This window comes from Salmonella enterica subsp. arizonae, from assembly GCF_008692845.1.
Classification (GTDB): Bacteria; Pseudomonadota; Gammaproteobacteria; order Enterobacterales; family Enterobacteriaceae; genus Salmonella; species Salmonella arizonae.
Window position 1 is genome coordinate 267,883 of sequence record NZ_VXJW01000001.1, and the last position, 20,970, is coordinate 288,852.

At 44.4% G+C, this 20,970-nt stretch carries 29 protein-coding genes and 2 tRNA genes; 28 read left to right on the forward strand and 3 right to left on the reverse strand.

Translation table 11 applies throughout. The features are described 5' to 3' along the window. The first annotated feature begins 1 nt into the window (after position 1). From ssaE to F4V61_RS01525, 27 genes are all read left to right on the forward strand, one after another. Positions 2-259, forward strand: coding sequence for a type III secretion system chaperone SsaE (gene ssaE, locus F4V61_RS01395; protein ID WP_038396082.1), 258 nt, complete (start codon positions 2-4; stop codon positions 257-259). A 41-nt stretch (positions 260-300) separates the two neighbouring features. After that, positions 301-651, forward strand: a complete 351-nt coding sequence (sseA, locus tag F4V61_RS01400) for a type III secretion system chaperone SseA (RefSeq protein WP_080161021.1) — start codon at positions 301-303, stop codon at positions 649-651. A gap of 6 nt (positions 652-657) precedes the next feature. After that, the gene (gene sseB, locus F4V61_RS01405; protein ID WP_080161020.1) at positions 658-1,254 is read left to right on the forward strand and encodes an SPI-2 type III secretion system translocon protein SseB; all 597 of its coding nucleotides are present in this window, start codon (positions 658-660) and stop codon (positions 1,252-1,254) included. After that, entirely contained in the window at positions 1,251-1,724 is a 474-nt protein-coding gene (gene sscA / locus F4V61_RS01410; RefSeq protein ID WP_080161019.1) for a CesD/SycD/LcrH family type III secretion system chaperone SscA, read from the forward strand. Before sseB ends, sscA begins: the two co-directional genes overlap by 4 nt. A 6-nt stretch (positions 1,725-1,730) precedes the next feature. After that, entirely contained in the window at positions 1,731-3,185 is a 1,455-nt protein-coding gene (locus F4V61_RS01415) for a type III secretion system translocon protein (protein WP_080161018.1), read from the forward strand. 15 nt (positions 3,186-3,200) lie between these two features. Then, positions 3,201-3,788 (forward strand): SPI-2 type III secretion system translocon protein SseD, encoded by a 588-nt coding sequence (sseD, locus tag F4V61_RS01420; RefSeq protein ID WP_080152496.1) that lies wholly within the window; start codon positions 3,201-3,203, stop codon positions 3,786-3,788. A gap of 1 nt (position 3,789) precedes the next feature. Continuing rightward, positions 3,790-4,209, forward strand: a complete 420-nt coding sequence (locus F4V61_RS01425) for a pathogenicity island 2 effector protein SseE (RefSeq protein WP_038396076.1) — start codon at positions 3,790-3,792, stop codon at positions 4,207-4,209. A 48-nt stretch (positions 4,210-4,257) separates the two neighbouring features. Further along, a complete protein-coding gene (locus tag F4V61_RS01430; RefSeq protein ID WP_024131908.1) occupies positions 4,258-4,692 on the forward strand; it encodes a SycD/LcrH family type III secretion system chaperone in 435 nt (144 codons plus the stop codon). Positions 4,693-4,707: 15 nt separating this feature from the next. Continuing rightward, positions 4,708-5,496, forward strand: a complete 789-nt coding sequence (sseF, locus tag F4V61_RS01435) for a type III secretion systems effector SseF (RefSeq protein ID WP_038396074.1) — start codon at positions 4,708-4,710, stop codon at positions 5,494-5,496. Next, entirely contained in the window at positions 5,493-6,185 is a 693-nt protein-coding gene (gene sseG / locus F4V61_RS01440; protein ID WP_038396073.1) for a pathogenicity island 2 effector protein SseG, read from the forward strand. The genes sseF and sseG overlap by 4 nt, the downstream gene beginning before the upstream one ends. Positions 6,186-6,281: 96 nt before the next feature. Further along, entirely contained in the window at positions 6,282-6,497 is a 216-nt protein-coding gene (sctF, locus tag F4V61_RS01445) for a type III secretion system needle filament subunit SctF (protein ID WP_000351074.1), read from the forward strand. Further along, positions 6,475-6,765, forward strand: coding sequence for an EscG/YscG/SsaH family type III secretion system needle protein co-chaperone (locus tag F4V61_RS01450; RefSeq protein WP_000444711.1), 291 nt, complete (start codon positions 6,475-6,477; stop codon positions 6,763-6,765). Before sctF ends, F4V61_RS01450 begins: the two co-directional genes overlap by 23 nt. Further along, entirely contained in the window at positions 6,762-7,037 is a 276-nt protein-coding gene (gene sctI, locus F4V61_RS01455; RefSeq protein WP_001026717.1) for a type III secretion system inner rod subunit SctI, read from the forward strand. Before F4V61_RS01450 ends, sctI begins: the two co-directional genes overlap by 4 nt. Then, positions 7,034-7,783 (forward strand): EscJ/YscJ/HrcJ family type III secretion inner membrane ring protein SsaJ, encoded by a 750-nt coding sequence (gene ssaJ, locus F4V61_RS01460; protein ID WP_080152497.1) that lies wholly within the window; start codon positions 7,034-7,036, stop codon positions 7,781-7,783. The genes sctI and ssaJ overlap by 4 nt, the downstream gene beginning before the upstream one ends. Next, a complete protein-coding gene (locus F4V61_RS01465) occupies positions 7,780-8,349 on the forward strand; it encodes a type III secretion system domain-containing protein (RefSeq protein WP_080161061.1) in 570 nt (189 codons plus the stop codon). The genes ssaJ and F4V61_RS01465 overlap by 4 nt, the downstream gene beginning before the upstream one ends. Continuing rightward, positions 8,346-9,020, forward strand: coding sequence for an SPI-2 type III secretion system apparatus protein SsaK (ssaK, locus tag F4V61_RS01470; protein ID WP_080161017.1), 675 nt, complete (start codon positions 8,346-8,348; stop codon positions 9,018-9,020). The genes F4V61_RS01465 and ssaK overlap by 4 nt, the downstream gene beginning before the upstream one ends. Continuing rightward, a complete protein-coding gene (locus F4V61_RS01475) occupies positions 9,010-10,002 on the forward strand; it encodes a SepL/TyeA/HrpJ family type III secretion system protein (protein WP_000351794.1) in 993 nt (330 codons plus the stop codon). The genes ssaK and F4V61_RS01475 overlap by 11 nt, the downstream gene beginning before the upstream one ends. A 57-nt stretch (positions 10,003-10,059) precedes the next feature. Next, complete coding sequence (locus tag F4V61_RS01480) at positions 10,060-10,428, forward strand: type III secretion system apparatus protein (protein ID WP_000383707.1); 369 nt, start codon at positions 10,060-10,062, stop codon at positions 10,426-10,428. Continuing rightward, positions 10,413-12,458, forward strand: a complete 2,046-nt coding sequence (gene ssaV / locus F4V61_RS01485; RefSeq protein WP_038396070.1) for an SPI-2 type III secretion system apparatus protein SsaV — start codon at positions 10,413-10,415, stop codon at positions 12,456-12,458. Before F4V61_RS01480 ends, ssaV begins: the two co-directional genes overlap by 16 nt. Further along, on the forward strand, positions 12,448-13,749 hold the full coding sequence (locus F4V61_RS01490) for an EscN/YscN/HrcN family type III secretion system ATPase (RefSeq protein ID WP_080161016.1): 1,302 nt from the start codon (positions 12,448-12,450) through the stop codon (positions 13,747-13,749). Before ssaV ends, F4V61_RS01490 begins: the two co-directional genes overlap by 11 nt. A gap of 2 nt (positions 13,750-13,751) precedes the next feature. Further along, positions 13,752-14,129, forward strand: coding sequence for an SPI-2 type III secretion system apparatus protein SsaO (ssaO, locus tag F4V61_RS01495; RefSeq protein WP_058345414.1), 378 nt, complete (start codon positions 13,752-13,754; stop codon positions 14,127-14,129). Continuing rightward, the gene (gene ssaP / locus F4V61_RS01500) at positions 14,110-14,481 is read left to right on the forward strand and encodes an SPI-2 type III secretion system apparatus protein SsaP (protein WP_001223314.1); all 372 of its coding nucleotides are present in this window, start codon (positions 14,110-14,112) and stop codon (positions 14,479-14,481) included. The genes ssaO and ssaP overlap by 20 nt, the downstream gene beginning before the upstream one ends. Next, a complete protein-coding gene (locus tag F4V61_RS01505; protein WP_038396068.1) occupies positions 14,462-15,430 on the forward strand; it encodes a YscQ/HrcQ family type III secretion apparatus protein in 969 nt (322 codons plus the stop codon). The genes ssaP and F4V61_RS01505 overlap by 20 nt, the downstream gene beginning before the upstream one ends. A gap of 65 nt (positions 15,431-15,495) precedes the next feature. Further along, positions 15,496-16,143 (forward strand): SPI-2 type III secretion system export apparatus protein SsaR, encoded by a 648-nt coding sequence (gene ssaR, locus F4V61_RS01510; protein ID WP_000056362.1) that lies wholly within the window; start codon positions 15,496-15,498, stop codon positions 16,141-16,143. Then, on the forward strand, positions 16,140-16,406 hold the full coding sequence (ssas, locus tag F4V61_RS01515; RefSeq protein ID WP_000999984.1) for an SPI-2 type III secretion system apparatus protein SsaS: 267 nt from the start codon (positions 16,140-16,142) through the stop codon (positions 16,404-16,406). The genes ssaR and ssas overlap by 4 nt, the downstream gene beginning before the upstream one ends. Further along, complete coding sequence (locus F4V61_RS01520; protein WP_079832353.1) at positions 16,407-17,186, forward strand: EscT/YscT/HrcT family type III secretion system export apparatus protein; 780 nt, start codon at positions 16,407-16,409, stop codon at positions 17,184-17,186. Next, positions 17,183-18,238, forward strand: a complete 1,056-nt coding sequence (locus F4V61_RS01525) for an EscU/YscU/HrcU family type III secretion system export apparatus switch protein (RefSeq protein ID WP_001291704.1) — start codon at positions 17,183-17,185, stop codon at positions 18,236-18,238. Before F4V61_RS01520 ends, F4V61_RS01525 begins: the two co-directional genes overlap by 4 nt. Positions 18,239-18,419: 181 nt before the next feature. Here the strand turns inward: F4V61_RS01525 and F4V61_RS01530 are convergent. The 3 genes from F4V61_RS01530 to mdtK all read right to left on the reverse strand — a co-directional run bounded on the left by F4V61_RS01530 (position 18,420) and on the right by mdtK (position 20,108). Beyond that, positions 18,420-18,496 (reverse strand) — tRNA-Val (locus tag F4V61_RS01530). A gap of 10 nt (positions 18,497-18,506) precedes the next feature. Next, positions 18,507-18,583: transfer RNA gene (locus F4V61_RS01535), tRNA-Val, on the reverse strand. A gap of 151 nt (positions 18,584-18,734) precedes the next feature. Further along, positions 18,735-20,108 carry a multidrug efflux MATE transporter MdtK gene (gene mdtK, locus F4V61_RS01540; RefSeq protein WP_001175086.1) on the reverse strand — a complete coding sequence of 458 codons (1,374 nt, stop codon included), beginning with the start codon at positions 20,106-20,108 and terminating at the stop codon, positions 18,735-18,737. Between the two features lie 216 nt (positions 20,109-20,324). On the opposite strand from mdtK, the gene F4V61_RS01545 reads away from it, so the two are divergent. Further along, complete coding sequence (locus tag F4V61_RS01545; RefSeq protein WP_000493935.1) at positions 20,325-20,966, forward strand: riboflavin synthase; 642 nt, start codon at positions 20,325-20,327, stop codon at positions 20,964-20,966. The last annotated feature ends 4 nt before the right edge of the window (positions 20,967-20,970 follow it).

The window sequence follows — 20,970 nt, forward strand, 5'->3', positions numbered from 1 at the left end:
AATGACAACTCTGACGCAGTTAGAAGATTTGCTGCTTCATTCCCGTGAAGAGGCTAAAGGAATAATTTTACAATTAAGAGCGGCCCGCCGGCAATTAGAAAAGGCCTGCGGTAAGATACAGGACCCACAGCAATATCAGCAGAACACCTTATTGATTGAAGCGATCGAACAGGCAGAAAATATTATCAACATTATTTATTATCGTTACCATAACTGTGCGCTTGTAGTGAGCGAAGGACCGCAAAAAACTCTTAGTTAGCACGTTAATTTTTCTATCGTGTATATAACAGGAGGAGTGCGATGTTAAAGAAAAAGGTTGTTTTAAGTGATGAATATCGTGACTTAGAGCAGAGTTACATGCAGCTAAATCATTATCTTAAAAAATTTCATCAAATCAGGGCTAAAGTGAGTCAACAGATTTCCGAAAGAGCACAGAGTTCAAAAAAAAACAGAGAGCCAGATACTATTCTTGATAACTTATTTCCACAAGGCGTTGCCGGGGTTAACCGGGAGGCTGAGAGAGATTTAAAGAAAATAGTAAATATGTTTAAACAACTTGAAGCACGGCTGCAACAACTTAATACTCAATCCACGGTGGATAATACTCAATCCACGGTGGAGATACCCTCAGGTAAAACAAAAAAAAGGTAAAGTCCAATGTCTGCAGGAAACATCTTTTGGGGAACACCAAACCCCACTAAGGTTAAAAATAATTTCGGAGTCAGCAATTTTGATTCTGATACAGAGAGTCAGGATGGTTTATATCAGCAAAACCCTTTTGCCAAAGGTTATGATGTATTGCTTACTCTCCTTATGGTCATTCAGGCTATCGCAAACGCTAAATTTTTGGACGTTCAGAAGAACGCTGAAAGTGCCAGAGATACCCAGGAAAAGTCAAATGAAATGGATAAGGTTATTGCTGAAGCCGCCAAAGGGGATCCTAAAACCAAAGAGACGGTGCCTAAGGATGTAATTGACTACATGCGCAAGAATGATATTACTGTCGAAGGTATGACCATTGATCAGTATATGGCTAAATACGGCGATCATGGGAAACTGGATAAAGGTGGTCTACAGGAGGTAAAAGCGGCCCTGGATAATGACGCCAACCGGAAAACCGATTTGATGAGTCAGGGACAGTTATTAATTCAAAAAGCGGCTCAGATGCTTAACGCTGTCCTTAGCCAACTGACGGGGCTTATCAGTAAGTGGGGAGAAATTTCCACCATGATTGCGCAGAAAACGTATTCATGAAAAAAGAACCAACCCTACAGCAAGTATATGACACGATGCGATTTTTCCGGCGTGGCGGCTCGCTGCGTATGTTGTTGGATGATGATGTTACACAGCCGCTTAATACTTTGTATCGCTATGCCATGCAGCTTATGGAGGTACAAGAGTTCTCCGGCGCAGCGCGACTCTTTCAATTGTTGACAATATATGATGCCTGGTCATTTGACTACTGGTTTCGGTTAGGAGAATGCTGCCAGGCTCAAAAACTCTGGGGGGAAGCGATATACGCCTATGGACGCGCGGCACAGATTAAGCTGGATGCGCCGCAGGCGCCCTGGGCGGCAGCGGAATGCTATCTCGCGTGTGATAACGTTCGTTATGCAAGGAAAGCGTTAAAGGCCGTGGTGCGCATCTGCGGCGAGGCCAGTGAACATCACATCCTCCGATTGCGCGCAGAAAAGATGTTACAGCAACTTACTGACAGGAGCTAAGTAAGAATGAATCGAATCTACAGTAATAGCGATAGCGCCGCGGGAGTAGCTTCATCACATCATCATTTAAGCAATGTCAGTTGTGTTTCCTCGGGATCGCTGGGAAAACGCCAGCGGCGTGCGGATTTTGCTTTTGGCAATGGTAACGCAATGTGTGCGGTAACAACAGGGAAAATTAGCCTTCAGGAGGCAAACAACGCGTTGAAGGAACTACTTGATGCGGTCCCCGGAAATCATAGGAGTCCATCATTGCCTGACTTTTTGCTGATAGATCCCACGGTTTTATCAATGATGATGACGGGAGTATTACTCAGCGTCTTCGGTAGTAGCGCTCAATCGTTATGCCAACAGCTTGAGCGGGCAACTGAGGTACAAAATGCATTACGTGATAAGCAGGTGAAGGAGTATCAGGAGCAGATTCAGAAAGCGATAGAGCAGGCTGATAAAGCGCGTAAAGCGGGCATTTTTGGCGCTATTTTTGACTGGATTACCGGCATATTTGAAACCGTGATTGGCGCCTTCAAAGTTGTGGAAGGTTTTCTGTCAGATAATCCCTTAGAAATGGCTAGCGGCGTAGCCTATATGGCCGCAGGTTGTGCAGGAATGGTTAAAGCCGGAGCCGAAACCGCAATGTTATTCGGCGCTGACCCCGATACCTGTAAGGCGATTATTAACGTTACAAGTAAGATTCAGCTTGGCTGTGAAACCGTCGCGCTGGTACTGGATGTTTTCCAGATTGGTCGTGCTTTTATGGCGACGAGAGCCTTGTCTGGCGCCGCTGAAAAAGTGCTTGACTCTGGTTTTGGAGAGGAATTAGCTGAGCGTATGGCAGGCGCAGGCGAAGCAGAAATAGACGCGCTGGCTGAAGAGTTTGGCAGGCAGGTGTGCGAAAATTTTTCCAAACAATTCGAGTCTCTTGATCGTGAAATGGTTGAGCTGGGAGAGATGGAAGAGGAATCTGCTGAGTTCTCTCGTACCGCCGAAAAAAATATGACACGAAGGGCGGGAAAAAGCTTTACGAAAGAGGGGGTGAAAGCCATGGTGAAAGAAGCGGCAAAAGAAGCCCTGGAAAAATGTGCGCAAGAAGGGGAAAAATTTCTGTTAAAAAATATTCGTAAACAGATCCTTGTCAAGGTGTTTAAAAAAATTATGTCTGCATTACTGACGGATTGTTCATGCAAAAGCTTACAGGCAATCAGATGTGCAACCGAAGGAGGCAATCAGACGAATGCTGGGGTGATTAAAGCAGAAAAAGCGAAGCTCGAAAAAAAAATAGAGCAATTAATAACTCGGCAACAGTTTCTGGATTTCATAATGGAACAAACGGAAGGTCAAAAAGAGATGGAACAAAAACGCTTACAGGTACTTTATAAAGGTAGCGGCGCAGCGCTTAAAGATACATTAGATATCATTGATGATTATAGTAGCGTTCAGGCGAAAATTGCTGGCTGGCGCGCTTAATCTGAGGATAAAAATATGGAAACGAGTAACGTAATACCGGTATTAACGACGTCTCCCTCGTTAGCGCCTTCTTCCACTCCATCCCCATCTGGGGAGAAAGTGGATGCTGAATCATTGCTTTGGTTATTTGATAAAATCTGGGAGACGCTAATAGAGCTTGCCAAAAAGCTGCGCAATATCATGCGCGCCTATAACGAAGTAAAACAGAAGTTGAGTTGGGAACTACAGGTCAATGCCTTTAACACGCAAATGAAAACGATTGATCAAACGTATAAAGCCTCAATACTTAATGGGGTTGGCTCAATTTGTTCGGGAATGCTGACGTTAGGATTCGGGGCTACAGGCGGGGAGGCCGGCGTTATGTTCGGTCAAGGCGCAGGGCACGTCGCTGCGGGTGGCTTTAGCCTGGGGGGCAGTGCTGCGCAACGTCAAAGCGATCAAACTGGTGCGATTGCCGACCTGCAACAAAAGGGGGTCCAATCTTATAATAAAACCTTGACGGATATCATGGATAAAGCGGCTGATATCATGCAGCAAATCATGGGCATGGGGACAGCACTGGTCGATGTTCTTGCTCATATACTCCAGTCATTAACGAGGTAAAATAGTGCAAGAAATAGAGCAATGGTTGCGCCGGCATCAGGTGTTAACTGAACCTGCATATTTAGGGGAAACCTCTATATTCCTTGGGCAGCAGTTTATATTATCACCTTACCTGGTAGTATATCGCATTGAGGCAGAAGAAATGATTATTTGTGAGTTTAGGCGCCTGACGCCCGGGCAGCCTCGACCGCAGCAATTATTTCACTTACTGGGCCTTTTACGCGGGATATTTGTTCATCACCCGCAGTTAAAATATTTAAAGATGTTGATAATTACCGATGTTCTGGATGAAAAACAATCAATGCTACGCAGGAAATTATTGCGCATCCTGACAGCAATGGGAGCGACCTACACTATGCTTGATGGCGATAACTGGACAATTTTATCCGCAGAGCAACTTATCCAGCGGCATTTTAAATGACGTCCCTGACATAACCCACTGTCAAGTGAAAAATAACAATCAATAGGTATTCAGATGAAAGAAAATCAGAAAAATAAAGTACCCGAAGAAATTCTGAAACAGCTCTTATCTGTTGATCCGGAGACCGTTTACGCCAAGGGTTATGCCTCATGGCAGGAAGGTGATTATTCGCGCGCTTTAATCGATTTTAGCTGGTTGGTGATGGCCCAGCCATGGAGTTGGCGTGCCCATATTGCATTGGCTGGGACCTGGATGATGCTTAAAGAATACTCAACAGCCATCAATTTCTATGGACATGCATTGATGCTGGATGCCAGTCATCCAGAACCGGTTTATCAAACAGGCGTCTGTCTCAAAATGATGGGTGAACCAGGGCTGGCGAGGGAGGCCTTTCAAACCGCCATCAAGATGAGTTATGCGGATGCCTCATGGAGCGAGATTCGCCAGAATGCGCAAATAATGTTTGACACTCTTGTTACTTAAATAACAGAGCGAATTATAGTGGTTCATATTCCGCCAGCGGTAAACAATATCGTCGGGGATAATAGCGTTCCTTCCGATATGCAAGCGGAGGGGGCATCGTTTCTTCCTCCTGAAATTCCAGCCCCTGACACCCCCACGACACCTGTGCTGCTTACGCCTGAACAGATAAAGCAGCAGAGGGATTATGCTATGCATTTTATTCAATACACCATTCGTGCACTGGGTGCAGCCGTCGTATTTGGATTATCGATCGCTGCAGCGGTAATTTCTGGCGGGGCAGGGTTACCCATTCTTATTCTTGCGGGGGTTGCGCTAGTGATTGCCACTGGAGATGCTTGCTGCGCATATCATAATTATCAATTGATATGTCATCAAAAGGAACCGTTACAAACCGCCAGTGATAGCGTTGCTTTTGTAGTCAGTAAGCTGTCGTTAGAATGCGGAGCAAGTCTAAACTGCGCTAACACCCTTGCCAACTGTCTTTCTTTATTGATACGTTCAGGGATCGCTATTTCTTCCCTGGTTATACCCATACAGTTTCCACTGCCTGCCGCTGACAACATAGCGGCCTCTTTGGTCATGGGAACAGTAATTACCTCCGCTAGCCTGACTGCGATAGGTGCGGTACTGGATTATTGCCGTGTCCGCCCCCAAAATGTCGATCAGGAAATTACTTTTGATGAGCGCCCTGCCGATCCCTGTGTGTTATTGGCTGAAAAAATTACAGAGTTTTGTCAATCAGATACTCCACCTGCATTAATGGAATGTATTGATAATGGATATCAGGGAGAGGGAGGACCATGAAACCTATTAGCCCAAATGCTCAGGTGGGAGGGCAACTTCCTGTTCACGCGCCTGCGGATTCACCTCCATGCCCCTCATTGCCGCATCCGGAAACCAATATGGATGTGGAGATCGGTAGAATAGGACCTGAGCAAGGAAAAGAACGCTTATTGACCGGATTTGCTAAACGAGTGATAGCGGTTTTTCCTAAAGAAATTTTTAATTGGCAAATGGTCATTTTGGGCGGGCAGGTTTTATGTTGTTCCGCCGGGATAGCGTTAACAGTGCTAAGTGGTGGAGGCGTACCGCTCTTAGCCCTGGCGGGAGTTGGCCTCGCTATCGCCATTGCTGATGTAGCCTGTCTTATCTATCACCATAAACATAACTTGCCTATGGCTCACGATAGCATTGGAAATGCTGTTTTTTATATTGCTAATTGTTTTATCAGTCAACGCTCAAGTATGGCTCTTGCTAAAGCCGTTTCCCTGGGAGGTAGAGTAGCCTTAACAGCGACGGTGATGACACATTCATACTGGTGTAGTACTTTGGGACTACAGTCTCATTTACTAGAGCGTATTAATGATATTACGTATGGACTAATGCGTTTTACTCGCTTTGGTATGGATGGGATGTCGATGACTGGTATGCAGGTCAGTAGTCCATTATATCGTTTGCTGGCTCAGGTTAGGCCGGAAAAAAGTGTACCGTAGTAACCGTTTTTCAGGTATATACCTGATGTTAACTGGTTTCTAAATTTTGATATGTTTCCAGTATCCTTACGATGTATTTAATTAAGGAAAAGCATTATGGATATTGGACAATTAGTGGATATGCTCTCCCACATGGCGCGTCAGGCAGGAGAGGCCATTAATGACAAAATGAATGGCAATGATTTGCTCAACCCAGAATCAATGATTAAAGTGCAATTTGCCTTACAGCAGTATTCTACATTTATTAATTACGAAAGCTCAATGATCAAAATGATCAAGGACATGCTTAGTGGAATCATTGCTAAAATCTGAAATTATTAGCGACGATATTCGACGGTTGCTGTTAGAAATTATGTTTGCTGGCGTTAACCATAGCCTTATTTCTCAGGTTCATGCGATGTTACCAGCGCTATCTGTTATTGTTCCGGATAAAAAATTACAGTTGGTATGTTTGGCATTATTGTTGGCGGGTTTAAATGAACCATTAAAAGCTGGGGAGATTTTAGCGGGTATTGATTTACCAGAGGCTATGGCGTTACGCCTGTTATTTCCTGCGCCAAATGAGGAGCTTAAAAATTGAATATTTCTGATATCAGCAGAGTAATGTCGGCAAACACTCAATCTTCTGTAATGCCCTCTACGGACTCAGGCCAGGAACACCAGGAGCAAGTTAATCTTTTTAAACAATTATTGACAGATGGTATGTCAACCAGTAAAGACGATGTCTTACTACCTCAGGTTATGTTGGCCAGACAAATGAATTATATGGAATTGACAGTAGATATGGATTTTCTTGCCAGGATATCAGGCTCAACCTCTCAAGCGCTTAATAAGCTGGTAAGCATGACATGAAGGTTCATCGTATATTATTCCTTACTGCGCTGGCATTTTTTCTTACGGGATGTGATGTGGATCTTTATCGTTCATTGCCGGAAGATGAGGCGAATCAGATGCTGGCATTACTAATGCAGCATCACATCAATGCGGAAAAAAAACAAGAAGAGAATGGTATTACCTTACGTGTCGAGCAGTCGCAGTTTATTAATGCGGTTGAGCTACTGAGACTTAACGGTTACCCGCATCGCCAGTTTACGACAGCGGATAAGATGTTTCCGGCTAATCAGCTAGTGGTATCACCCCAGGAAGAACAGCAGAAAATTAATTTTTTAAAAGAGCAAAGAATTGAAGGAATGCTGAGTCAGATGGAGGGAGTGATTAATACGAAAGTTACCATTGCACTACCGATTTATGATGAGGGAAGTAATTCCTCTCCGAGTTCTGTTGCCGTATTTATAAAATATTCACCTCAGGTCAACATGGAGGCCTTCCGGATAAAAATTAAAGACTTAATAGAGAAGTCGATTCCTGGGTTGCAATACGGCAGGATTAGTATCTTGATGCAGCCTGCTGAATTCAGGATGGTACCTGACGCGCCAGCGAGACAAACGTTCTCGATTATGGACGTTATCAGTGCCAATAAAGAAAAGGTGGTGAAGTGGTTGATCAAATACCCTTATCAGTTGATGTTATCATTAACAGGACTGCTATTGGGGGTGGGCATTGTGATCGGCTATTTTTGGCTGAGGCGCCGTTTCTGAGCCGACCTGATCCGGAGGTTTTGCAGCTTTATCGTTATTTCTGGCAACCTGCTCGTTACGCTGTACCGGAATGGCTGCACAAACTGGGCTTTCATCCTTCCAGCTGCTGGCGTTATGGCGATCGACCAGAGTTGGATCGCCTTCTTGACAGATCGTTGTATGGGCTAAGGGGAAGTTCTGTTATTCCAGCCTGTTTAAGCGACAGACAAAAACGTCAGGTTCGCCTTGCGCCACGTATGTCTGCATTTGCATTTGGACTGGGGTTATTCAAACTCAGGTGCAGTGACTATTTTATGCTACCAGAGTATCGGCAATTGCTCCTAAAGTGGTTTAGCGAGGATGAAATCTGGCAGCTATATGGTTGGTTGGGGCAAAGAGATGGCAAATTACTTTCGCCGCAAGCGATGCTACAAACAGCACTGCAGATCGGTACCGCCATTCTTAATCGGGAAGCGTATGACGATGTGGTTTTACATGCGCTATTAGTGTTATTACCCCCTCCTCAGCGCGCACTTTGGCCGAAGACTTCTCTTAACGAGATTATCTTCATGGAGCATTTGCTATGAGTTTCAATTCACTACCGCTGACGGAAATTAACCATAAACTGCCAGCTCGAAATATCATTGAATCACAATGGATAACTTTACAATTAACATTATTTGCGCAGGAACAACAAGCTAATAGCGTTTCACATGCTATTGTAAACGCCGCTTACCGTAAGGCTGAAAAAATCATTCGAGACGCCTATCGCTCCCAGCGTCAACAAAAAATGGAGCAGCAACAGGAAATAGAGAGGTTGCGTAAACATACGCTGGAAGAACTGGAGGCAGAATGGCTGGAACGGCATGTCAAATATTTACTAGAAGATGAAAGTCAATTTCGGGCCTTGGTCGATCAAGCGGCACATCATATTAAAAATAGTATAGAACAGGTTCTGATGTCCTGGTTCGAACAACAGTCGGTAGACAGTGTGATGTGTCATCGTCTGGCACGCCAGGCGATGACTATAGCGGAAGAGGGGGTGCTTTATTTGCATATTCACCCTGAAAAAGAGGCGTTGATGCGTGAGACCTTTGGGAAGCGGTTCACTTTGATTATCGAGCCTGGTTTCTCTACAGATCAGGCTGAGCTTTCTTCAACACGATATTCAGTTGAATTTTCACTCTCTCGTCATTTCAACGCGTTACTGAAATGGTTACGTAACGGTGAAGATTATAGAGGTGGCGATGGATATTAAAATTAATGAAATAAAAATAATGCCTCCTACAGAGTTTACCCCGGATCAGCTTATAGAGGAAAAAGAGATTAATTCTCCTTCAATGTTGGCTCTCCAGGAATTACAGGAGACCACGGGGACAGCGCTCTATGAGACGATGGAAGAGATAGGAATGGCGCTGAGTGGTAAACTCCGGGAGAAATATAAACTCATTGATGCTGAGAAACTGGAGCGCAGACAGCAGGCTTTGCTGCGTTTGCTAAAACAAATACAGGAGGATAATGGGGCAACATTGCGCCCGCTTGCCGAAGAAAATAGTGATCCTAATTTGCAGAATGCATATCAAATTATCTCTCTTGCAATGGCGCTTACTGACAGTGGATTGTCTAAAAAGAAAAAACGTGCTTTACAAGCCCAACTGGATACGCTCACAGCGGAGGAGGGGTGGGAACTTGCCGTTTTTAGTTTAATGGAACTTGGCGAAGTGGATACCGCTACGCTGGCATCTCTGAAGCGTTTTATGCAACAGGCGATAGACAACGATGAAATGCCCTTATCGCAGTGGTTTAGACGCGTGGCAGACTGGCCGGATCGTTGTGAGCGGGTCCGTATTTTGCTAAGAGCAATCGCATTTGAACTTAGCATATGCATCGAACCCTCGCAGCAAAGTCGCTTGGCCGCAGCATTAGTACGTTTGCGTCGTTTGCTGCTATTCCTCGGCCTTGAAAAAGAGTGCCAGCGTGAGGAGCTTATTTGCCAGTTACCGCCTAATACGTTACTAACGCTGTTGCTCGACATCATTTGTGAGCGCTGGCTTTTCAGTGATTGGTTGCTTGACAGACTTACCGCTGTAGTTTCTTCATCGAGGATGTTTAATCGGTTACTCCAACAACTTGATGCGCAGTTTATGTTGATACCAGATAACTGTTTTAACGATGAAGATCAACGTGAACAAATCCTCGAAACTCTTCGAGAATTAAAGGTAAATCAGGTTTTATTCTGATAGCTGACTTTAAACATTTCGGTAATTTTTTTTTCTGGCTCATCGCGAGGCGGTAGGATGGATTGGGATCTCATTACTGAACGTAATATTCAGCTTTTTATTCGATTATCAGGATTAGCTGAACGACCTTTAGCGACAAATATGTTCTGGCGGCAAGGACAATATGAAACCTATCTCAACTATCAGAATGGTCGTATTCACTTATGTCAGATACTCCAGCAGACCTTTTTAGATGAAGACCTGTTGTTTAAAGCGTTGACTAACTGGAAACCAGCAGAGTTTATAGGTATTCCTCAACGATTATTTTTGTTGCGCGATGGGCTTGCAATTAGTTGTTCTCCTCCCCCTTCCAGTTCTGCAGAGCTCTGGTTACGGTTACATCATCGACAAATAAAATTCCTGGAGTCGCAATGCGTTCACATTTAGGTGTGGGAATCAGGGCGCAACACTGGCTTAATGTATGTGCTGGTCGGCAGGATATGGTTCTGGCGACGGTATTATTAATCGCTATTGTGATGATGCTGTTACCTTTACCGACCTGGATGGTCGATATCCTGATTACTATCAACCTCATGTTTTCAGTGATCCTGCTCTTAATCGCAATTTATCTTAGCGACCCACTCGATTTATCTGTATTTCCGTCTTTATTACTGATTACTACGTTATATCGTTTGTCACTAACAATCAGCACGTCACGGCTGGTACTGTTGCAACACAACGCCGGTAATATTGTAGACGCTTTCGGTAGGTTTGTCGTTGGGGGAAATCTTACCGTTGGGTTGGTCGTATTTACCATCATTACAATCGTGCAATTTATTGTCATTACAAAAGGTATCGAGAGGGTGGCTGAGGTTAGCGCACGTTTCTCACTTGATGGCATGCCAGGCAAACAAATGAGTATTGATGGAGATTTGCGCGCCGGAGTCATCGATGCAGACCATGCCCGTACATTAAGACAGCATGTCCAGCAGGAAAGCCGCTTCCTCGGTGCGATGGATGGCGCAATGAAATTTGTTAAAGGCGATACGATTGCCGGTATTATTGTAGTACTGGTAAATATTATCGGTGGTATCATTATAGCTATCGTACAATATGATATGTCAATGAGTGAAGCTGTTCACACTTACAGTGTACTTTCGATCGGAGACGGTTTATGTGGGCAAATTCCATCTCTGCTTATTTCTCTTAGCGCGGGAATTATTGTTACCCGTGTTCCAGGTGAGAAACGCCAGAACCTGGCGACAGAGTTGAGTTCTCAGATTGCCAGACAGCCTCAGTCACTCATATTAACCGCTGTTGTTTTAATGCTCCTCGCTTTTATTCCTGGCTTCCCTTTTATCATTCTCGCTTTTTTTTCAGCTTTATTGGCGTTACCAATTATTCTCATTCGCCGCAAAAAGGCTGTGGTTTCCGTAAGTGGAGCAGAAGCGCCGGAAAAAGATAGTATGGTTCCCGGCGCGTGTCCCTTGATCTTACGTCTTACACCGACGTTACATTCTGCTGACCTGATACGTGATATTGATGCCATGAGGTGGCTAGTATTTGAGGATACCGGAGTTCCTCTTCCTGAAGTTAATATTGAAGTTTTACCTGAACCCACTGAAAAATTGACCGTACTGCTATATCAGGAACCCGTTTTTAGTTTATCTATCCCCACCCAGGCGGATTATTTATTAATAGGCGCGGATGCTAGTGTGGTGGGCGAAAGCCAGACATTACCGAACGGAATGGGGCAGATCTGTTGGCTTTCAAAAGACATGGGCAATAAGGCGCAAGGTTTTGGGCTGGAAGTTTTTGCTGGCAGCCAACGTATCTCTGCCTTACTAAAATGTGCGCTGCTTCGCCATATGGGAGAGTTTATTGGTGTTCAGGAAACGCGTTATCTGATGAATGCAATGGAAAAAAACTACTCCGAACTGGTAAAAGAACTTCAGCGTCAGTTGCCCATCAACAAAATCGCTGAAACCTTGCAGCGGCTTGTATCAGAACGGGTCTCTATTAGAGATTTACGCCTTATTTTCGGCACGTTAATTGACTGGGCGCCACGTGAAAAAGATGTCCTGATGTTGACAGAATACGTCCGTATCGCACTTCGCCGTCATATTCTGCGTCGTCTTAATCCTGAAGGAAAACCGTTACCGATTTTGCGGATCGGAGAAGGTATTGAGAATCTCGTTCGCGAATCTATTCGCCAGACGGCAATGGGCACCTATACTGCGCTATCGTCTCGCCATAAGTCTCAGATTCTGCAATTGATTGAGCAGGCGCTGAAGCGCTCTGCCAAATTATTCATTGTTACCTCTGTCGATACCCGGCGTTTCTTGCGAAAAATTACAGAAGCGACCTTATTCGACGTACCGATTTTGTCATGGCAGGAACTGGGAGAGGAGTGCTTTGTACAAGTGGTAGAAAGTATTGACCTTAGCGAAGAGGAACTGGCGGACAATGAAGAATGAATTGATGCAATGCCTGAGGCTGAAATATCCTCCCCCTGATGGGTATCGGCGATGGGGCCGAATTCAGGATATCAGCGCAACGTTGTTAAATGCGTGGTTGCCTGGGGTATTTATGGGAGAGCTATGCTGTATAAAGCCTGGCGGTGAATTTGCGGAGGTTGTCGGGATTAACGGCAGCAAAGCTTTGTTGTCTCCTTTTACAAGTACCGTCGGACTTTACTGTGGACAGCAAGTGATGGCTTTAAGGCGACGTCACCAGGTCCCTGTAGGAGAGGTGTTGTTAGGACGAGTGATTGATGGTTTTGGTCGCCCTCTTGATGGTAGCGAGCTGCCTGAGGTCTGTTGGAAAGACTATGATGCAATGCCTCCACCCGCTATGGTTCGACGGCCTATCACTCAACCATTAATGACGGGAATTCGCGCCATAGATAGCGTTGCGACCTGTGGCGAAGGGCAAAGAGTGGGCATTTTTTCTGCTCCTGGCGTGGGTAAAAGTACGCTTCTGGCAATGCTGTGTAATGCCCCCGGCGCAGATGTTAATGTTCTGGTTTTAATTGGTGAACGTGGACGAGAGGTTCGCGAGTTCATTGATTTTACACTGACTAAAGAGAGCCGAAAACGTTGTGTCATTGTTGTCGCAACCTCAGACAGACCAGCCTTAGAGCGTGTAAGGGCGCTGTTTGTGGCCACCACGATAGCGGAGTTTTTTCGCGACCATGGAAAACGAGTCGTCTTGCTTGCCGACTCACTGACGCGTTATGCCAGGGCGGCACGGGAAATCGCTCTGGCCGCTGGGGAAACCGCTGTTTCTGGAGAATACCCGCCTGGCGTCTTTAGTGCATTGCCACGACTTTTAGAACGTACAGGAATGGGTGAAAAAGGGAGTATTACCGCGTTTTATACGGTACTGGTTGAAGGTGATGATATGAATGAGCCGCTGGCGGATGAAGTCCGCTCACTGCTTGATGGGCATATTGTGCTATCCCGGCGGCTTGCAGAGATGGGGCATTATCCTGCAATTGACGTATTGGCAACGCTAAGTCGCGTTTTTCCAGCCGTTACAAGTCCTGAACATCGTCAATTAGCGACTACGCTGCGGCGACATCTGGCGCTTTACCAGGACGTTGAGCTGTTAATACGCATTGGGGAATACCAGCGAGGGGTCGATGCTGCTGCTGATAAAGCCATTGATACGTATCCGAATATTTGCACATTTTTGCGACAAAGTAAGGATGAGGTATGCGGGCCCGAGTTACTAATAGAAAAATTACAGCAAATACTCACCGAGTGATTCTGGAAACCTTGCTGGAGATAATAGCGCGACGTGAAAAGCAATTACGAGGCAAACTTGCCGTACTTGATCAGCAGCAACAGGCGCTTATTTCTGAACAGCAGATTTGCCAGACGCGCGCTTTAGCAGTGAATGCCAGGTTGAAAGAATTAACGGACTGGCAAGGAACGTTATCTTGTCATTTACTGTTGGATAAGAAACTACAAATGGCCAGGCTATTCACCCAGGCACAGAGTTTTTTGACGCAGCGCCAGCAGTTAGATAATCAATATCAGCAGCTTGTCTCCCAGCAAAGTAAATTACAGGAGAATGTCAATGCTCTTATGAAAAGAAAAGAAAAAATTACTATGGTATTAAACGATGCGTATTACCAAAGTTGAGGGAAGTCTTGGGTTGCCACGCAAATCTTATCAGGATGATAACGAGGCAGAGGCTGGGCGTACGGACTTTGAGCAACTCATGTACCAGGCGTTACCCATTGGTGAAAATAATCTTGTGGCATTGAATAAGAACGTGGTTTTCACGCAATGTTATCGCGTTAGTGGCGGTTATCTTGACGGTGTAGAATGTGAGGTATGCGAATCCGGAGGACTAATTCAGCTTAAAATTAATGTTCCTCATCATGAAGTTTATCGTTCGATGAAAACGCTAAAGCAGTGGCTGGAATCTCAGTTGCTGAATATAGGGTATGTAATCTCCCTGGAGATATTCTATGTTAACAATAGCGAATGAAGAGCGCCCGTGGATGGATATACTCCCAACAGAAGGGGCTACCATTGGGGAGCTGACATTGCGTATGCAAGAATATCCGGTACAGGAAGGGATATTATTTACTATAAATTATAATAATGAGCTGGGTAGGGTATGGATTGCAGAACAATGCTGGCTGCGCTGGTGTGAAGGGTTAATTGGCACAGCTAATCGATCAGCGATTGATCCTGAATTGCTATATGGAATAGCTGAATGGGGGCTGGCGCCGTTATTGCAAGCCAGTGATGCGACACTTTGTCAGAAAGAGCCTCCAACATTTTGCAGTAATGTACCACATCAGCTAACGCTGAACATCAAATGGATAGTTGAGGAACATGAATTCCATAGCATTATTTTTAAGTGGCCAACTGCGTTTTTGCAAAATATAGTCGGAGAGCTTTCTGCCGAGCGTCAACAGATTTATCCTGCTCCTCCAATAGTGGTTCCTGTATATTTAGGTTGGTGCCACCTTACGTTAACTGAACTTGAGTCTATTGAAATTGGAATGGGCATTCGGATTCATTGCTTTGGTGATGTCAGAATTGGTTGTTTTGTTATCCAATTACCTGGACGTATCTATGCCAGGGTGTTGCTAACAGAGGATAATATGATGAAATTTGATGAGTTAGTACAAGATATCGAAACGTTGCTTGCGCAAGAGGGGCCTATTTTAAAGAGTGACGTAGCGTCTTCAGTCGAACTGGAGCGGTTACCGCAAAGTGTGCTCTTTGAGATCGGTCGTGCGAGCGTAGAAATTGGACAATTACGACAACTTAAAGCGGGTGACGTTTTGCCTGTAGGTGGGTGCTTTGCGCCAGAGGTAACGATAAGGTTAAATGGCCGTGTTATCGGGCAAGGTGAGCTGATTGCCTGTGGGAATGAATTCATGGTGCGTATTACACGTTGGTATCTAAGCAAAAATACAGTGTAAACCCGATAAAAAATAATATGTAAACAATATAATATGGTTCCATGCAGTATCATGAGATATAAAGTATGTCTTTACCAGATTCGCCTTTGCAACTGATTGGTATATTGTTTCTCCTTTCAATATTGCCTCTTATTATCGTAATGGGAACCTCTTTTCTTAAACTGGCGGTGGTTTTTTCGATTTTACGAAATGCTCTTGGTATTCAACAAGTTCCCCCAAACATTGCGCTTTATGGCCTTGCGCTTGTACTTTCCTTATTCATCATGGGACCAACGCTATTGGCTGTAAAAGAGCGCTGGCATCCAGTTCAGGTCGCTGACGCTCCATTCTGGATGTCTGAATGGGACAGTAAAGCATTAGCTCCTTATCGACAATTTTTGCAAAAAAACTCTGAAGAAAAGGAGGCCAGTTATTTTCGGAATTTGATAAAACGAACCTGGCCTGAAGATATAAAAAGAAAAATAAAGCCTGATTCTTTGTTGATATTAATTCCTGCATTTACTGTGAGTCAATTAACGCAGGCATTTCGGATCGGATTATTAATTTATCTTCCTTTTCTGGCTATTGATCTACTTATTTCAAATATACTGCTAGCTATGGGGATGATGATGGTATCGCCTATGACTATTTCATTACCGTTTAAATTGCTGATATTTTTACTGGCAGGCGGCTGGGATCTGACACTGGCACAATTAGTACAGAGCTTTTCATGAACGATTCTGAGCTGACGCAATTTGTAACGCAACTTTTATGGATCGTTCTTTTTACTTCTATGCCGGTGGTGTTAGTTGCATCGGTAGTTGGTGTCATCGTAAGCCTTGTTCAGGCCCTGACCCAAATACAGGATCAAACTCTACAATTCATGATTAAATTATTGGCAATTGCAACAACTTTAATGGTTAGCTACCCATGGCTTAGCGGCATTCTTTTGAATTATACTCGTCAAATAATGCTTCGAATTGGAGAACATGGTTGAATGACGCAGCAGCTAAATGAATGGATTATTGTATTAGCTGTGGCTTTTATTAGACCATTAGGCCTTTCTTTATTACTTCCTCTACTAAAAAGTAGCAGTCTTGGGACCGAGCTTTTACGTAATGGTGTTCTTATATCGCTTACCTTTCCCGTATTGCCGATCATTTATCAGCAACATATTTTTATGCATGTTGGTAAAGATTACAGTTGGTTGGGTTTAATCACAGGAGAGATAATTATTGGCTTTTTAATTGGATTTTGTGCGGCGATACCCTTTTGGGCAGTTGATATGGCAGGATTTTTGTTAGATACTTTACGAGGGGCTACAATGGGTGCAATATTCAATTCTACACTGGAGGCTGAAACCTCACTCTTTGGCTTGCTTTTCAGCCAGTTCCTGTGTATGATTTTTTTTATAAGTGGCGGTATGGAATTTATATTAAACATTCTATATGAATCCTACCAATATTTACCACCGGGGCGTACTTTATTATTCGACCGTCAATTTCTTAAATATATCCAGGTAGAGTGGAGAACACTTTATCAACTATGTATCAGTTTCTCTCTTCCTGCCATAATATGTATGGTATTAGCTGATCTGGCGTTAGGTCTTTTAAATCGCTCGGCGCAACAACTGAATGTGTTTTTCTTCTCAATGCCACTCAAAAGTATACTTGTTTTATTAATGCTCTTGATATCATTCCCTTATGCCCTTCATCATTATTTGGTTGAAAGCGATAAATTTTATATTTATCTAAAAAACTGGTTTCCATCTGTATGAGCGAAAAAACAGAACAACCTACAGAAAAGAAATTACGTGACGGCCGTAAGGAGGGGCAGGTTGTCAAAAGTATTGAGATAACATCATTATTTCAGCTTATTGCACTTTTTTTATATTTTCATTTCCTTACTGAAAAGGTTATATTGAGAATTATCGAGTTAATAAATTTTACATTACAATTAATAAATAAACCATTTTCTTATGCATTAACGCAGTTGAGTTATTCTTTAGTAGATTCATTAAGTTCAGTAATATTATTTCTGGGGGCAGGGATAATAATTTCTACTGTTGCTAGCGTGTTTCTTCAGGTGGGAGTAGTTATTGCCAGCAAAGCCATTGGTTTTAAAAGCGATCACATAAATCCGGTAAGCAACTTTAAGCAGATATTCTCTTTACATAGCGTAGTGGAATTATGTAAATCCACATTGAAAGTTATCATATTATCTCTTATCTTAGCATTTTTCTTTTATTATTATGTCAGTACTTTTCGGGCGCTACCGTACTGTGGATTAGCTTGTGCCTTACCTGTGGTTTTTTGTTTAATAAAATGGTTATGGGTAGGGGTGATGGCCTTTTATATAGTTGTTGGCATACTTGATTATTCTTTTCAATATTATAAAATTAGAAAAGATCTAAAAATGAGCAAAGATGACGTAAAACAGGAGCATAAAGATCTTGAGGGCGATCCTCAAATGAAGACACGTCGTCGGGAAATGCAGAGTGAAATACAAAGTGGTAGTTTAGCTCAATCTGTTAAACAATCTGTTGCGGTAGTGCGTAATCCAACGCATATTGCGGTTTGTCTTGGCTATCATCCCACCGATATGCCAATACCACGGGTTCTGGAGAAAGGTAGTGATGCTCAAGCTAACTATATTGTTAATATAGCTGAACGCAACTGCATTCCTGTTGTTGAAAATGTTGATCTGGCCCGCTCATTATTTTTTGAAGTAGAACGTGGAGATAAAATTCCTGAAACTTTATTTGAACCCGTTGCAGCATTGTTACGTATGGTGATGAAGATAGATTATGCGCATTCTACTGAAACATAATGAATACCTTTAGTATACTCCATTCAAACTACTGCGAATATCAGGATGGGTAATAAAGAATAGAACAGATAACGGATTTGTTTCATGACAACGCTGGGATACTGAATATAATATCTTTTAACTGGTATCAGCACAAGATATAGCGAATTATAAAACCAAATATTCACAGAATGCAAAGGATTGGTGCGTCTGAATGGACTCGAACCATCGACCCCCACCATGTCAAGGTGGTGCTCTAACCAACTGAGCTACAGACGCATTAAAATGATGGTGCGTTCAATTGGACTCGAACCAACGACCCCCACCATGTCAAGGTGGTGCTCTAACCAACTGAGCTATGAACGCAACGTTGTAGGTGACAACGGGGACGAATATTAGCGTCACAACCGCAATGAGGCAAGAGGGAAATCGCAATTTTCTTCCTAAAATCACCTGATTGCGGTTGAAATATGCAATATGTCGAGAAAATAGCCGCCATGCGGCAGCTATTTTCGTATTATCGCGCAGCGCGCTGCAAAATAATGGAGGATGGCTGTCGTTGCAGATAACGCATCCGTAGCATCATTAACACCGCCGCTGAGGTCAGGCCGATGATGAACCCCATCCAGAACCCAGCCGGTCCCATACGATCAACCACCAGATCCGTTAACGCAAGAATATAACCGCTGGGTAAGCCTAACACCCAGTAGGCGGTAAAGGTGATAAAAAAGATGGAGCGTGTATCTTTATAACCGCGCAGAATACCGCTGCCAATAACCTGAATTGAGTCGGAAATTTGGTAAACCGCAGCGAGTAGCATTAATTGCGCGGCAAGTGACACGACCTCGGGATTGTCATTGTAGAGCAAAGCAATGTGCTTACGCAGTGTAACGGTAAAGATTGCGGTGACCACAGCCATACAAACGCCGACGCTTAAACCGGTTCGCGCTGCGGTTTGCGCATCCAGCGTCGACCCCTGACCCAGACGATAACCCACTCGAATCGTTACCGCCGCAGCCAGCGACATCGGCAGTACGAACATCAGCGAGCTAAAGTTAAGCGCAATCTGATGACCTGCGACGTTCACAATACCTAACGGCGAAACCAGCAGCGCGACGACCGCAAATAACGTCACTTCAAAGAACAGCGCCAGCGCAATCGGCAGCCCCAGTTGAATCAGGCGTTTCATGACGGCGCTATCGGGTTTGCCAAAGCTTTTTTCATTACGAATATCACGCATTGAACGTGCGTGTTTAATGTAAGAAAGCATGGCGATAAACATCACCCAATAGACTGCGGCAGTGGCAACGCCACAGCCGATACCACCGAGCTCCGGCATACCAAAATGCCCATAGATGAAAATATAGTTCACCGGGATATTGACCAGCAGGCCCAGAAATCCCATCACCATACCCGGTTTGGTTTTGGCCAGACCCTCGCATTGGTTTCGCGCTACCTGAAAGAAAAGATATCCCGGCGCACCCCACAGTAACGCGCGAAGATAGCCTACGGCTTTATCGGCCAGCGCCGGATCAATATTATGCATAGAGCGGATAATGTACCCGGCATTCCACAGGACAATCATCACCAGCACAGATACAAAGCTCGCCAGCCAGAATCCTTGTCGAACCTGATGCGCGATGCGCTCACGGCGACCGGAACCATTAAGCTGGGCAATCACAGGCGTCAAGGCCAGCAGTAAGCCGTGACCAAACAGAATGGCGGGAAGCCAGATAGAGGTGCCGATAGCGACTGCAGCCATGTCCGTAGCGCTATAGCCACCTGCCATGACGGTATCAACGAATCCCATTGCGGTTTGAGCCACTTGCGCAAGGATCACCGGTATAGCTAACGCTAATAACTGACGCGCTTCACTGGTATACTTCTGCACGAATTCACCTTTTATTTTGTTGTTATATGAAAGACTAAAAAGCCGCCGTAGTGGCAGCCAAAAGAAATAGCAGGGGATATTTCAGTCTATTGTAGCGAGGTATTACTATTTCTCCAGTGAAAAAACAGTCGTTGAGGGGGCATTGCTGGCAAGCTGTTTTTCCACCTGTTATTGTGCTGAACAGTTCTGTTTTTATTTATTTCAGGAGTTGAAGATATGTTCACGGGGATCGTACAAGGTACTGCGAAACTGGTATTGATTGATGAAAAACCCAACTTTCGCACACATGTGGTGACGTTACCGGACCACATGCTGGAGGGGCTGGAGACGGGGGCGTCCGTGGCGAATAACGGATGCTGTTTGACCGTGACTGAAATAAACGGCAACCAGATAAGTTTTGATCTGATGAAAGAAACTCTACGCATCACCAATCTGGGCGCGCTGAAAGTGGGTGATGAGGTCAACGTAGAGCGTGCCGCTAAATTCAGCGACGAAATCGGCGGACATCTGATGTCGGGGCATATTATTACGACGGCTGAGATCACGAAAATCCTGACTTCTGAAAATAACCATCAGGTGTGGTTTAAAGTGCAGGATGCGTCACTGATGAAGTATATCCTCTATAAAGGTTTTATCGGCGTTGACGGTATTAGTTTGACCGTCGGCGAGGTAACGCCAACGCGCTTTTGCGTGTACCTGATTCCGGAGACGCTGGAGCGTACTACGCTTGGCAGAAAAAAACTGGGGGAACGTGTGAATATTGAGATCGATCCGCAAACGCAGGCGATTGTCGATACCGTAGAGCGTGTACTGGCCGCACGAGAAAATGCGGTCAGAACTCAGGCCGATAATAGCTGACGGA